Origin of the sequence: Acinetobacter sp. TUM15071 (assembly GCF_008980925.1) — a bacterium.
Taxonomy (GTDB): domain Bacteria; phylum Pseudomonadota; class Gammaproteobacteria; order Pseudomonadales; family Moraxellaceae; genus Acinetobacter; species Acinetobacter dispersus.
In genome coordinates this window covers 64,698-78,804 of sequence record NZ_BKGB01000011.1, presented here as the reverse complement: position 1 = coordinate 78,804, position 14,107 = coordinate 64,698, and the positions used below count along the sequence as shown (strand labels likewise).

12 protein-coding genes are annotated in these 14,107 nt (G+C 39.6%); 3 read left to right on the top strand and 9 right to left on the bottom strand.

Going from position 1 to position 14,107, the window contains the following annotated elements:
• Nucleotides 1–15: 15 nt before the first annotated feature.
• A complete protein-coding gene (proB, locus tag GBI66_RS11940; protein WP_004808498.1) occupies nucleotides 16–1,149 on the bottom strand; it encodes a glutamate 5-kinase in 1,134 nt (377 codons plus the stop codon).
• A gap of 15 nt (nucleotides 1,150–1,164) precedes the next feature.
• Entirely contained in the window at nucleotides 1,165–2,382 is a 1,218-nt protein-coding gene (cgtA, locus tag GBI66_RS11935) for an Obg family GTPase CgtA (protein ID WP_004808499.1), read from the bottom strand.
• A 183-nt stretch (nucleotides 2,383–2,565) separates the two neighbouring features.
• Between cgtA and GBI66_RS11930 the strand changes: the two genes are divergently transcribed.
• A complete protein-coding gene (locus tag GBI66_RS11930) occupies nucleotides 2,566–3,657 on the top strand; it encodes a hypothetical protein (protein ID WP_151716248.1) in 1,092 nt (363 codons plus the stop codon).
• 41 nt (nucleotides 3,658–3,698) lie between these two features.
• Here GBI66_RS11930 and GBI66_RS11925 read toward each other — a convergent pair whose 3' ends face one another.
• From GBI66_RS11925 to uvrB, 6 genes are all read right to left on the bottom strand, one after another.
• The gene (locus GBI66_RS11925) at nucleotides 3,699–4,379 is read right to left on the bottom strand and encodes a hypothetical protein (RefSeq protein ID WP_151716247.1); all 681 of its coding nucleotides are present in this window, start codon (nucleotides 4,377–4,379) and stop codon (nucleotides 3,699–3,701) included.
• The gene (locus tag GBI66_RS11920; RefSeq protein WP_151716246.1) at nucleotides 4,379–5,122 is read right to left on the bottom strand and encodes an MFS transporter; all 744 of its coding nucleotides are present in this window, start codon (nucleotides 5,120–5,122) and stop codon (nucleotides 4,379–4,381) included. Before GBI66_RS11920 ends, GBI66_RS11925 begins: the two co-directional genes overlap by 1 nt.
• A 135-nt stretch (nucleotides 5,123–5,257) precedes the next feature.
• The gene (locus GBI66_RS11915; RefSeq protein WP_004808502.1) at nucleotides 5,258–6,715 is read right to left on the bottom strand and encodes a glyceraldehyde-3-phosphate dehydrogenase; all 1,458 of its coding nucleotides are present in this window, start codon (nucleotides 6,713–6,715) and stop codon (nucleotides 5,258–5,260) included.
• Nucleotides 6,716–7,384: 669 nt separating this feature from the next.
• Nucleotides 7,385–8,329, bottom strand: a complete 945-nt coding sequence (rarD, locus tag GBI66_RS11905; RefSeq protein WP_151716244.1) for an EamA family transporter RarD — start codon at nucleotides 8,327–8,329, stop codon at nucleotides 7,385–7,387.
• Nucleotides 8,330–8,435: 106 nt separating this feature from the next.
• Nucleotides 8,436–9,020, bottom strand: coding sequence for a lipocalin family protein (locus GBI66_RS11900; RefSeq protein WP_151716243.1), 585 nt, complete (start codon nucleotides 9,018–9,020; stop codon nucleotides 8,436–8,438).
• A 120-nt stretch (nucleotides 9,021–9,140) separates the two neighbouring features.
• Nucleotides 9,141–11,165 (bottom strand): excinuclease ABC subunit UvrB, encoded by a 2,025-nt coding sequence (uvrB, locus tag GBI66_RS11895; protein ID WP_151716242.1) that lies wholly within the window; start codon nucleotides 11,163–11,165, stop codon nucleotides 9,141–9,143.
• A 434-nt stretch (nucleotides 11,166–11,599) separates the two neighbouring features.
• On the opposite strand from uvrB, the gene GBI66_RS11890 reads away from it, so the two are divergent.
• Complete coding sequence (locus GBI66_RS11890; protein ID WP_151716241.1) at nucleotides 11,600–12,394, top strand: hypothetical protein; 795 nt, start codon at nucleotides 11,600–11,602, stop codon at nucleotides 12,392–12,394.
• Between the two features lie 36 nt (nucleotides 12,395–12,430).
• Here the strand turns inward: GBI66_RS11890 and GBI66_RS11885 are convergent, their stop codons facing one another.
• Nucleotides 12,431–12,610 carry a hypothetical protein gene (locus tag GBI66_RS11885; RefSeq protein WP_004652676.1) on the bottom strand — a complete coding sequence of 60 codons (180 nt, stop codon included), beginning with the start codon at nucleotides 12,608–12,610 and terminating at the stop codon, nucleotides 12,431–12,433.
• 214 nt (nucleotides 12,611–12,824) lie between these two features.
• Here GBI66_RS11885 and GBI66_RS11880 point away from each other — a divergent pair, with 214 nt between their 5' ends.
• Nucleotides 12,825–14,060, top strand: coding sequence for a pyridoxal phosphate-dependent aminotransferase (locus tag GBI66_RS11880; protein WP_004808509.1), 1,236 nt, complete (start codon nucleotides 12,825–12,827; stop codon nucleotides 14,058–14,060).
• Nucleotides 14,061–14,107 lie beyond the last annotated feature (47 nt).

The following is a 14,107-nucleotide window of genomic DNA, read 5'->3' as shown; positions in this document are numbered from 1 at the left end:
TTTATTTCACACAATTTAATAGATTGCCATATGATCACGATGGATCATTTCTAGCGATCGTGCTTCACCTAAAACCTGATAGACTTTTTCTGATGATAAACCTTTAATCATTTCGGCAGAACGCGAACTAAAATTCACACGACCTACTGCGACACGACCACCGTTTTTATCAACACATTCAACCACATCACCACGATCAAAATGCCCTTCAATCGCTCTGACTCCAACAGGCAACAAACTACGATGTTTTAGCTTAATCGCTTCAACAGCACCATCATCAATCACTAAACGACCTGCAGTTTGCAAATGCGCTGCCAACCATTGCTGATGTGCTGTTACACGATCATTATCAGTGGTGAATAAGGTACCCAACATCTCACCCGCCATTAGGCGAGCCAGCACATTTTCGCTTTCCCCACTGGCAATCAAGGTAGGACAACCTGATCGTGCAGCCAAACGCGCGGCACGAACCTTGGTGACCATACCACCACGACCAAGCACACCACCGCCACCTGCCATTTCAAACAAACGATCATCGAGTGCTCGAACAGCAGAGAACAATTTTGCATTTGGATTGCTACGTGGATCTGAATCAAACATACCTTGTTGATCCGTTAAGATAATCAACAATTCTGCCTGTACCTGACCCGCAACCATCGCTGCCAAAGTATCGTTATCACCAAACCGAATTTCATCAGTAGAGACGGTGTCGTTTTCGTTAATGACTGGAATGACATGCCAATCAATCAAGTTCTGCAAAGCATCACAAGAGTTGAGATAACGACGACGATCAGCAAGATCATCATGCGTGAGTAAGACTTGTGCAGTTTGGATCCCATGTTGATCCAGTACGCTTGACCATGTATGGATTAAACCCATTTGGCCAATAGCAGCACAAGCTTGTAGACTGGGTAAATCAGTGGGTCGACTCGCAAGTTTCATGCGTACCATCCCTTCTGCAACCGCACCTGAAGACACCAGAATAATCTCATGTCCAGCATTGTGTAGATCTGCAATTTGTTTCGCCCAGTGCGAAATTGCATTTAAATCTAGACCTTGCCCATTTGCAGTGAGTAAAGATGATCCGATTTTAACAACGATTCGTTTACACGCATTGAGCTGACGTTGCCCATCGACCACTTCTATCATTTTTCCCTCGGTTTACTAGTCACGAATGTAGACGCTTTCTACATCGCCTTCGTCTTCATCGTCATCAAAGTCTTCATCATCGTCCAAACCAGCTTCACGCTGTGCTTTACGCATGGCACGATATGCTTCTTTCGCTGCGATGGTTTGTTCACGTGTCTCAGCTTCAAGCTGCTCACGGAATGCTTTCACTTCTGCTGCATACTCAGGATCTTCAACTTCGCGCTCACGTTGTTGTTCGATTTGATCCATTAAGTAATACACAACTTCTTTGGTTCCTTCTGACATAAGACCAGAAGTTTTAAATACAGGACCTTTCCACTGCAATTCATCAAGAATGTGCTGACACCATTCTTCTCTTGATTCTTCTGCAATTTGATCCAGTTTATTTAACACCAAGACCACTGGCAGTTTTGCCAATGTCGGAGAGAATTTTTCTAACTCACCTAAAATCGCTCTTGCATTATGTGCTGGGTCAGAACCATCAATTGGCTGAACATCAACAATATGCAAAAGAATACGCGTACGCGCCAAATGCTTAAGGAAACGAATTCCAAGACCAGCACCTTCAGCAGCACCTTCGATTAATCCTGGAATATCTGCCATTACAAATGAACGATGACGATCCGCATCAACCACACCGAGGTTTGGTACCATCGTGGTAAACGGATAATCTGCAACTTTTGGCTTTGCTGCGCTGACTGCACGAATGAACGTTGACTTACCTGCATTTGGCATACCGAGTAAGCCAACATCTGCAAGTACTTTCAACTCTAAACGAACTTCACGATATTCACCTTTAATCCCGTGCGTACACTTACGTGGCGAACGGTTAGTCGATGATTTAAAGTGAGTATTACCTAAACCACCATCACCACCATGGGCAACTTTTACGCGCTGACCATCAGCGACCAAGTCACCGATAATGTCACCAGATTCAGTATCGACAATGGTTGTACCGACTGGCACTTTCAGAATAACGTCTTCACCACCACGACCAGAACAGTTCGCACCCGAACCATTTTTACCACGCTCTGCACGATAGCGACGCGTATAACGGTAATCTACCAGTGTGCTGGTATCATCATCGGCTTGAATATATACACTTCCGCCACGTCCCCCATCACCGCCATCTGGGCCACCAAAAGGGACAAATTTTTCACGGCGAAAACTGGCTACGCCATTGCCACCGTCGCCAGCCTCTACGATAATGACTGCTTCATCAACAAAGCGCATGTGCCAATCCTCAAATTCTTAAAAGCGGACTATTTTGCCACATTTTAAGAAAATTCTCGAATAGAAAATTGAATGTAGCAACAGTTTTTATTTCAATCTTGACCACATTAAGCAAAAATTTTAGTATTCCATTAATTTTATCAGTATAATTAACCACTTAAAAAAATTACAGGATAAAAATAAGTGTCATCATTATTTTATATTTGGGATGCGAAACAACATCATCCTGAGGTCACAATTGACTCGTTGGCACAAGCAGAATATTACGCAACCAATTCTCAATGTACAGGATTCACAGAAAAGTTTAAAAATTGGCTGCTTAATGTAGAGAATATCGTCACCAATCCTGAGCTTGCCGCAAATTTTGATGATGAAATTATTGGTTCTTTTACCAATGTAACACGTTACTTTGATGCTGCTGACAATGTCTTTAAGATTGAACAAGGTTTATTGGTTAAAAGTAAATATCTCTATAAAATCTTGATTGAGACTTTACGCCAACATGACCTAGTTGCCTTTGATGCAAGGTCTTATCTCTTTTTTAGTCAGAAACAAATATTCCCAGACCAACACAATATTGAAAGAATGCTGGATGCGGTAAGTTCCGTAACTCAAGAGCAACTAGAGCAATTTAAGGCTATTCCACCAAATGGAGATAAATTGGTGACCTTTGCAAAACAATGGTTGGCCTTAAATAAAGACACTATACATTTTATTGAGCAGAAAAAGAAAAATCAGTATAACGATGGTCTTAGGTTGTACAGAAATTTTCATGAAGAAGTATATGAAGATATTTTAATAATAACTTCATCGGATCCACTCGGATATACACGTATTGCAGTAACGAGTTTTGTACAGGTTACACCAGATATAGCAATTAATATTCTTAGACAGCATCATATTAATGGTTATACTCTTCAATACTTCCCAACTATACATGGTATAGAGGGAAGTTTTTCATCTCTTACCAATCCAAAACAATTAAAAATCATTTTCCAGCAAATATATGATTTTCTTATTTATGATGCAGAAAAGCATCAAGATATAGAAACATTAAACCAATGGCTCAATCATGGTGATGAAAAAGAATATATTACAGGCTTAGGTGCAATATCACGACTTGTACTGGCGAAATATGTAAACGATCCTTTATATAATCAATTGGTGGCAGAAGCCCTACCTTATGTTAATAGAAATAGATTCTTCAAAAATATGACAGTAGAAAAATTCCATGAGAGACTGGAGCAGGAAATAGAAAATATTCTAGAAAACTAAACTATCCCCCCTTCCTCATTATCATTCGACCTTGAACTATCTCAAGGTCTCACATTCTTCAAAGGCAACTCCATTTGCATATCTAAATTGGCTTTGGTCTGTTGCACCGAGTTATACATGATCGCATCAAAGGAAGAGATCTTACTCATATTAATTGCATCATTCATATAAAAGCTCGGTTTAAATTGATGCTTCACCGGCAAATCTACAGTTTCATCAAAAGCAAAATATACAGGTCCATCAAAAACAATTTTCACAGGAACGGTATAAGTACGTTTCAATTGAAATGGAATATCCAATTTGACTGGGATATTCAAACTCAAAGGAAACTTGGGTAATAATTTATTCTGATAGATCAAATCTGTACTGGTTTCAATTGGTACGACTTCATCTACTTTCAGCATGGTTTCATAATTGATATCAACCGTAATCGGTGTTTCGACTTCGAAACTTAAATCAGCCAAATACTTGCCTTTTAAAGGCAATTGTAGAGTCCGATCAATGTCCAATACAGTATTCAGCTGACCTTCCGACTTCACTCTTAAATGATCACCCACTTGAATCTTGGTTCCCAAGGATTCAGGCAAACGAATATCCGCCTGTTGCGCAGAAACAATCAAAGATGCCTGAATATTTAAATAAAACCAAAATAGGATGGCCACCAGAGTTGTGACAATCACAAAACTAATCAGCAGGCTTTTCAGTGTTTTGGGCATCTCCATTACTCACCTGCTTTTATATCATTTTGAGCTGCTTGTACTTCGACGGGTTGAGCTTTAACACGATCCAAATACATCGTGGATAACGGAATCTTTAATTCACCCTGTGCAATTTTGACAGGTAAGGTATTTTTAACATCGACAGTAGCATTAAGCTCAGAAGTGATCGGTACATTCAAATTACCTTGAATTGGAATGTTTGCATTCAGCTGTGCTTTCAAAGGAATATGCAAATTTTCTTTAAGTTCAGTACGAACGGGTGCATCAAACTTCAAATGTACTTTTTGCTGTAGCGGCACTTGAATATCAATCGGCACATCCAGTTGTAAAGGAATTGAACCTTTCAATGGTAAGGTGACGTCCTTACCTAAAATTTTAACCTGTACCTTGGTATCAATCGGCAGGCTTTGATTGACCTTAATCGTTTCCTTTACAGGAATCGTGGTACTGATTGGAACTAAATTATCAAAATACACTCGTGGCGTTAGGATTTGAGTCAGTGGAACATTCAGCTGTTCATTAATTGGAATCTTAGCATCGACACGACCATTCACATCCACATTGAGCGCATCTTTAACCTTCACACGAACCTGCAAAGGCTCTTGTAAGTCGATGGCGACATCTTGATTCTTTAATGGAATATAAATATTAAAATGCTTAAATACCCACATCGCGATATATACACCACACAAGTTGGCAACCACAATTAAAGCAAATACCACGAACAAACGTCTGAACTGCAACAATGAACGATTCCTTAATTAATTATTTCCCTTTTCCATCATTCTCATCGATTTTTATGTTTTATTCAGCATATATTCTGTACAGTCAATAAAAAAGCCCAGTTAATTAACTGGGCTTTTTATCATTCTGCGAACAAATTATGCATTTGTTTCAGCAGGGATTTTTGTATAGCTTACGCCACACATTTGTTCAGCTATACGTAATACTTGGCAGCTATAACCCACTTCGTTATCGTACCAAACATAAGCAGTTAAACGTGTACCTGAAGCGATTGTTGCTTGCGCATCAAACACACCAGCAGTACGTGAACCGATAAAGTCACTTGATACAACTTCAGTTGAGTTGGTATAACCAATTTGACCTTGTAAGCTAGAGTTGATTGAGATTTGACGAATGTATTCGTTCACTTCTTCACGATCAACTTCTTTCTCTAAGTTAAGGTTTAAGATTGCAAGAGATACGTTTGGTGTTGGTACACGTACAGAGTTACCTGTCAACTTACCTTTAAGACCTGGTAACGCTTTTGCAACTGCTTTTGCAGCACCAGTTTCAGTAATTACCATGTTCAATGTTGCAGCACGGCCACGACGGTCCGCTTTATGATAGTTATCAATTAAGTTTTGGTCGTTTGTGAACGAGTGAACTGTTTCAACATGACCATTCAATACTTTGTATTTGTCATCTAAAACTTTTAATACAGGTGTAATTGCGTTGGTTGTACAGCTTGCAGCAGAGATGATTTTGTCTTCATCTAAGATGTCAGAGTTGTTCACACCAAATACAACGTTCTTCATCTCACCTTTACTTGGCGCAGTTAATACCACACGTGCAACACCTGCACATTTCAAGTGTTGGCTCAGGCCTTCAGCATCACGCCATTTACCTGTATTGTCGATAAGAAGTGCATTTTCAATACCATAAGCAGTGTAATCCACTTCGCTTGGGCTTGATGCATAAATCACTTTAATGAATTGACCATTTGCAATGATTGCTTCGTTTTCTTCATCTACAGAAATCGTACCGTCAAAAGTACCGTGAATAGAGTCACGACGTAATAGAGAAGCACGTTTCGCCAAGTCACCGTCAGATGATTTACGAACAACAATTGCTTTAAGGCTTAAACCACGACCCAAACCAGATTGGCTGATGATTAAACGCGCTAGGATACGACCGATACGACCAAAACCATAAAGAACAACATCTTTAGGCGCAGCAGCAGTCACGTTACCTTGAATTGGAGCAACCGCTTGAGCAACGAAAGCATCAACATCGCCACCTTGGTTTTTATATTCAACAGCGAGTTTACCGATATCAACTTCAGCTGAACCGATGTTCTCAACTTTCATTAACGCTTCCAAAATTGGGAAGGTATTTACAACAGAAAGTTCAACATCAAGCATACGTGTACGACGATGCGTTTTTAAAATTTGAATAACTGAACGGTTAATTAAAGAACGGCCGTAAACAGAAACAACAATATTTTTCTCACGGTACAATTGACCAATTAAAGTAATCATACGTTCCGCGATTTCTTCACGGTTTTTCCAACGACCTTGGTGTTCTGCGTGTAGGGCAATGATAGTGTCTTTGCTCACTGATACGTCCTCTAATTTATATATACTGGGCGTGAATTTTTAAAACGCCATAATTGTAATAGAATTATCATCAAGATTGAATCAAAAGCTGCTAAACGAGCTAAGATTTTGTCCTAATTGACTATAAATTCATAAAATACCTATAATTATTTTTGTGAATTTTGGTGAAGATTGATTTTTATCATCAAAATAAATGCCAATTTCAAAACCCTACTAACAGTTTTGCTGATAATAAGGCTAATTTTGTTCTTAGCCTTAACAATGATATAAATCTCAATCGCTGTCAAAACTGCTAAGCAATCGCAATAGAAACTAGACATTCATCTCTAATACATTGAAATAAAAATAAATAACACGTATCAATTTAAATTAAAAAAAGCACTGCTCAAAACATGAAGGTAAAAATGAATTTTAAAGTATGGCTATTACTTATCAGCATTCCTCTTGCTTGCGAAATCTCTATGGGCTTGGTTGGAATGATCGGGCTTGTACTGACAAATATCGTTTACTTGCCAATCTCTTGGATTGGAGAGCCCTTTTTCAACTGCAATAGCGAGGTAGGCTGTCTTCCCAAAGAATATGGACGTATTTTAATGTTTCTTATCATTAACCTAACTTATTACCTATATACCAAGATTAAAGGTGTTTAATTTTAAAATTAGACTCGTATCAATCTAAATTATCATCCTTCACTCGTTGCGAATACTGTTTTAAGTTCAATTCTAGATGTTGTTTGCGCTTTCTCTGTTGGTACAAATGCATTGCTCCTTCAATCACCAGTACCAACACAGCCAACCAAATTGGGATATAGGTTAACCATTCATCTGCCCCGATTTTTTCTCCAATCAGCAAAGAGACCAAGGCCAACAAAACAGGTTCCAAATAACCCAGTAAACCGAAAATAATTAAAGGTAGATAGCGACTCGCAAGAATATAACTCCCCAGACCAATGGCGCTGAGCAAACCTAGCCCTATCACCACCAAGATCAGACTCGGATATTCTAAAAACTTGAGATAAGGCGTGTCTCCCGTTTGAGTAAGGAAAATCGCAACTGGAAGAATCAGTAAAAGATCCCACCAAAATCCACCTAGATTATCAGTTTGAATCTTTTTGCGAAGAATAAAATAAGCTGCGTAGCCCAAAGCAACAAAGGCAGTTTCCCAAGCAATACTGCCTAAACGCCATATCTCATGCCCTACACCAAATGCTGCGAGTAATACCGCAACGTACTGCAACTTTGAAAGCTTTTCACCATATAGGATACTTCCAGCCAACACCAAAACCAGAGGTAATAGGAAATAACCCAATGAGACCTGTAGCCCACGACCATGCATAGGTGCCCACAAAAACAACCATAACTGCGCTGATGTCAGTACCGATGTAATGATTAAAAGTAGTAATAACGAGGGCTGCGCGACAATTCTTTTAAAGATGTGTTTGATATGACTTAAATCACCGCTGAACCACATAAATAGCGTTAAAACGGGCAAGGTCGCAATGATGCGCCAACCAAAGGTTTGTTCACTATCAAATGCACCAAGAAATTGAGTATAAAAGTACAAAACCCCAAAAGTAACTGAAGCCAAAACTGAATAAGCAATTCCTTTAAACATTTTAGGCCTCTAATTTTAGGGTATCTTCCAAAATACGTGATTTATCCACTATTTGAAATTAAAAAAACCATGCAAGCATGGTTCTTATTCAGTATATCGTATTTATTTAATGATGTTCAGGGTAAATCACATCACTAATATCATAACCTAATGATTTAGCGTAATTTAAATATTCATGAATAATTTCTTTTTTGGGATTAGGTATCCGTGAAAGTACCCATAAATATTTACGGCGCGGTTCTCCAACCAGTACGGTTTGATAATCAGCATCGAGTTTTAAAATCCAGTAATCACCACGGATCACAGGAACCCAACGCACAACCTCAGGCAAAAAACTTACCCGCAATTTGGTATTAAATGGTGCATTGGCAACAAATGCCTCACCTACACTTTGCTGTACGTTGCCTTCACTGTCATAACACTTGTTATCAACAACAATATTGCCATTTTCATTTAAGGTATAAGTCGCGGTGACGTTATAAGCGCACTTACGCTCAAAAAACATCGGTTTTCGCGCGACTTCGTACCAAACTCCCAAATACTTATCGAGTTCAACTTTATCGACTGTCGGTAACGGTTTTGCTTGTGCATAAGCAATCGTTCCAACAGCTAACCCAGTTAAGACAGCCCCACCAATCGCAATCTTTGCAAGGCGCCAACTCGCTTTCGGGAAATTTTTAATAAAAGGCATGAGAAATCCTCAAAACAGTAATTTGTTATCAATAGTCATATAGTTAGCAATTTAAAATAGCTTACTTTGTGAACAAAAACTGTTGCGATATGTATCCCTTTTGAGGATTTCTCTGTTTGATTATGATTGCAACATATGCGCTTTAAGACGGACAATCTCATCGCGTAATCTTGCCGCTTGTTCAAACTGTAGCTCTTTCGAGGCTTTTAACATTTCCTTTTCCAGTTTGCCGATATGCTTTGCAAACAATTTTGGATCAGATAACAAATGCTGCTCATCTGCACTGATCGACTGCGCTTGCTCAAGCACTTTTTCATCAATTTCATCATCACTGAGTACTTCACCCGTATCGATTTCCTTGATAGTTTGGCGCACCGCACTACGTGGGGTAATACCATGTAATTCATTAAATTCAATTTGTTTATTACGGCGGCGATCTGTTTCATCCATCGCTTTACGCATTGAATCAGTAATACGATCAGCATATAAAATCGCTTTACCTTTGACATTACGTGCTGCACGACCAATGGTTTGAATCAATGAACGTTCTGAACGCAAGAAACCTTCTTTATCTGCATCTAAGATTGCAACCAAAGACACTTCCGGCATATCCAGACCTTCACGCAGCAAGTTAATCCCAACCAGCACATCGTGCACACCGGTACGTAGTTCGTGAATAATTTTAACGCGCTCAACCGTATCAATATCCGAATGTAGATAGGCCACTTTAACGCCATATTCTTTCAGATATGAGGTTAAATCCTCAGCCATACGTTTGGTCAAGGTTGTCACAAGCACACGTTCATTCAGCTGTTTACGAATATTGATTTCGGAGAGCACATCATCCACTTGGGTTAATACTGGACGTACTTCAATTTCAGGATCAATCAAACCTGTTGGACGTACCACTTGCTCAACAATTTGCTCTGACTTTTCTAATTCATAATGTGCAGGCGTTGCGCTAACAAAGACCGTCGTTGGAACAATCCGCTCCCACTCTTCAAATTTCATTGGACGGTTATCCAAAGCACTTGGTAAGCGGAAACCATAATTCACCAGGTTTTCTTTACGTGAACGGTCGCCTTTATACATTGCACCAATTTGTGGAACCGTCACATGCGATTCATCAATAATCAGCAAGGCATCTTCAGGAATATAATCAAATAAAGTTGGTGGTGCCTCACCTGCTGTACGACCCGAAAGATGGCGAGAGTAGTTTTCAATACCATTGGTATAACCCAATTGCTGCATCATCTCTAGGTCGTAACGCGTACGCTGTTCAATCCGCTGTGCTTCTAATAACTTGTCATGCTCTTTAAAGAATTTAAGCTGATCTTTCAACTCATCTCTAATGGTATCAATAGCACGGGTTAAATGATCTTTCGGGGTCACATAGTGACTCTTTGGATAAATGGTCACACGCGGCACTTTACGTACCAATTTTCCAGTCAAAGGATCAAACCAGCGAATCGAATCAACTTCATCATCAAATAATTCGACCCGTATCGCGTCTTTATCCGATTCCGCAGGGAAAATATCAATAATTTCTCCACGGATACGATAAGTACCCCGTAAGAACTCCAGTTCATTACGGGTATATTGCATCTCTACTAAACGACGAATGATCTCATCGCGACTAACACGATCACCTTGTACGATATGCAATAGCATTTGCATATAGGCATTTGGATCACCCAAACCGTAGATTGCAGAAACCGAAGCAACAATAATGGCATCACGACGTTCTAACAGTGCACGTGTCGCAGAAAGACGCATTTGGTCGATGTGATCGTTGATTGCAGAATCTTTTTCAATAAAGGTATCTGACGAAGGCACATACGCTTCGGGCTGATAGTAATCGTAATAACTGACGAAATACTCAACTGCATTATTTGGGAAGAATGCCTTGAATTCACCATAAAGCTGTGCCGCAAGAGTCTTGTTATGTGCCATGACAATCGTTGGACGTTGCGTCTGAGCAATCACATTGGCCATGGTATAGGTTTTACCAGACCCTGTTACCCCAAGCAGTAATTGATTACGAAAACCTTGATCGATACCGCTGACCAATTTTTCAATCGCCTGAGGTTGATCTCCTGCAGGTTGATAATTGGTGACTAACTCAAAAGGTTGGTTTTCGCTCATATAGAGATACTCAACTGATTGGATGGCTATTTTCACTTTTTAATGGGGGCAACAAACTGCTTTTTAAAGTCTAATGATACTTTTGAATTGTTATGTAATTTCCAACACAGTCAAATCAAGAGATTGCCCTAGTCTTTAAAAAAGCGCGCAATTTATACTTATAAACCTAAAAAACTTAACAGAATGGGGTTAAATTTCAATCTCGTTTTGATATCAATTGTTAACTATAACGCCTAAACAATACATCACAATATCAAAGACTCTGCCAAGAAAGCCATGATATATATTTTAGTGCTTAGCAATACTTGAATCTAATCGTCATTGGAATAGCGTCACTCAGAAACATGTCTTGAATAAATTAATCTCAAGCAAGACTTGACCCGCTACGCAATCAACTGCAACATGGACTTATACTCGATTTCAATGATAAGAATATGACTTACCAATATCACGATGAAACAATCGTAACGGAACTCCCAGAAGATACGGTCTTTGTTTTTGGTAGTAATTTAGCAGGGATACATGACAGCGGTGCGGCCCGTGTCGCGGCACAACATTTTTCGGCAGTCAAAGGTGTTGGTCGGGGTTGGGCAGGACAAACCTTCGCAATTCCAACACTGAATGAACACTTACAACAAATGCCATTGGCTCAGATAGAGCATTATGTCGAGGACTTTAAAGTCTACGCAAAACACCACCCTAAAATGAAATACTTTTTAACGGCATTAGGCTGTGGTATTGCGGGTTATAAAGTATCTGAAATCGCCCCATTATTTAAAGGCATTCACTCCAATGTGATTTTTCCAGAATCTTTTCGTCCCTATATCGAAGAAGATGCTGTTTCACAATTTCCAGACCTAACTGCTGATGCGGTACATGCTTTTATTTCAGATAAGGTCATTTTCTATTTCGATCATGGCTACGAGTCTTTCGAAGAAGCACTCGATCAAACTCAGTTAACCGCAGCTGAAAAAGCCATTGCTTTGGTTGTTTTAAATGAAGAGTTGTACCCACGTGATCGTTATGGTCGCGGTCGTGAACATGAAATCAACGATATTTTAGGCAAGCTCAATGGAAAAATTTTCAACTTCCATAACAACGCTGAAGGTGCAATGACCTTTGTGAGTGTGATTATTGCCTTGATGGAACTGTATGATATTGATGAGTACGATTTTCTTAAACTTTGGCGTGGTGAACTAAAAATACAACACCCATTAAACCGCCATTAATAAGAAAAAAGCCAATCAGATTGATTGGCTTTTTTATTAACGCTTACCCATCGAACGACGTGTACCGCGTGGTGGCATCCAAGTACGATCAGCATATTGTTCAGGTTTTGGACGAACCTGATTATGCGTTGCATCCTCAGCATCATCCTGAGCAGATGGCATTGGAAAAGGCAATTTCACCAAAGCTTTTTTGGCTTTAGGTTGTTGGGTACTCATTGGAATTCTCTCGAAATCTAGATTTCTAGCCGCATATTGTAATAGATTTTTGCGCTTTTGATAAAAATAAAATATGTAAAAAAACACAATGATTCTAATGCTTAAAATTTAGTAACTTTTTATGCGATTCTGGCAAGTTTCAGCCACAAAGAAGTCGATTTAGGCTAAGATAACCTGCTTTTTATTTTTTAATCCCATAAGAAGGAATAATGCCGTGGACGTACGTCTCTCTGATCGTGTCAATGCCATCAAACCGTCCCCTACACTTGCAGTGACCAATAAAGCCGCTGAGCTTAAAGCTGCTGGTAAAAACGTGATTGGTTTAGGTGCAGGCGAACCAGACTTTGATACCCCTCAACACATCAAAGATGCTGCAATTGAAGCGATTAATAAAGGCTTTACAAAATATACAGCTGTAGACGGTACTCCAAGCTTAAAAAAAGCAATTATTGCGAAATTCAAACGCGATAATAATTTAGATTATCAAGCCAACCAGATTCTCGTGTCTTGTGGTGGTAAGCAAAGTTTCTTTAACTTGGCACTTGCTTTGTTAAACAAAGGTGATGAAGTGATCATCCCTGCACCTTTCTGGGTAAGCTATCCAGATATGGTGATTATTGCTGAAGGCACCCCCGTAATCGTCAAATGTGGTGAAGAACAACGCTTCAAAATCACACCAGAACAGTTAGAAGCGGCAATCACACCAAATACACGTCTAGTGGTATTAAACAGCCCTTCAAACCCAACAGGTATGATCTACACCAAAGCTGAATTAGAAGCTTTGGCAGAAGTGTTACGTCGTCACCCACAAGTATTTGTTGCTTCAGATGACATGTATGAACCAATTCGTTGGGAAGATGAGTTCTACAATATCGCGACTGTTGCACCAGACTTATATGACCGCACCATTGTTTTAAATGGCGTATCTAAAGCCTACGCAATGACAGGCTGGCGTATCGGTTATGCAGCAGGTCCTGCAAAAATCATTGGTGCGATGAAAAAAATCCAGTCACAATCAACTTCAAATCCAACTTCGATTTCGCAAGTTGCAGCTGAAGCCGCATTGAATGGTCCACAAGATGTACTTGAGCCAATGATTGAAGCGTTTAAACGTCGTCATGATCTCGTTGTGAGCGGCTTGAATGACATCAAAGGGATTTCTTGTCTTCCTGCTGATGGTGCTTTCTATGCCTATGCCAACATCCGTCCGTTGATTCGTGCCAAAGGCTTAAAATCTTGCACAGAATTCTCTGAATGGTTACTGGAAGAAACAGGTGTTGCTGTTGTTCCTGGTGATGCATTTGGTTTAGGCGGTTTTATGCGTATCTCTTATGCGACTGCTGACGAAGTTTTAGTTGATGCTTTAGCACGTATTAAAAAAGCAGCTGATTCAATTGAAGGCGTTGATGCCGCAATTGCATCGATTGCAGCAGAAAAAGCTGCGAAATAATTTTTCCGCAATAAAAAAAAGAAGCTTCTCAATGAAGCTTCTTTTTT

Coding starts and splice junctions, on each gene's coding strand:
- proB (WP_004808498.1), bottom strand. CDS start 1,149: ATGATAGAAGTGGTCGATGGGCAACGTCAGCTCAATGCGTGTAAACGA.
- cgtA (WP_004808499.1), bottom strand. CDS start 2,382: ATGCGCTTTGTTGATGAAGCAGTCATTATCGTAGAGGCTGGCGACGGT.
- GBI66_RS11925 (WP_151716247.1), bottom strand. CDS start 4,379: ATGGAGATGCCCAAAACACTGAAAAGCCTGCTGATTAGTTTTGTGATT.
- rarD (WP_151716244.1), bottom strand. CDS start 8,329: ATGTTTAAAGGAATTGCTTATTCAGTTTTGGCTTCAGTTACTTTTGGG.
- GBI66_RS11900 (WP_151716243.1), bottom strand. CDS start 9,020: ATGCCTTTTATTAAAAATTTCCCGAAAGCGAGTTGGCGCCTTGCAAAG.
- uvrB (WP_151716242.1), bottom strand. CDS start 11,165: ATGAGCGAAAACCAACCTTTTGAGTTAGTCACCAATTATCAACCTGCA.
- GBI66_RS11890 (WP_151716241.1), top strand. CDS start 11,600: ATGACTTACCAATATCACGATGAAACAATCGTAACGGAACTCCCAGAA.
- GBI66_RS11885 (WP_004652676.1), bottom strand. CDS start 12,610: ATGAGTACCCAACAACCTAAAGCCAAAAAAGCTTTGGTGAAATTGCCT.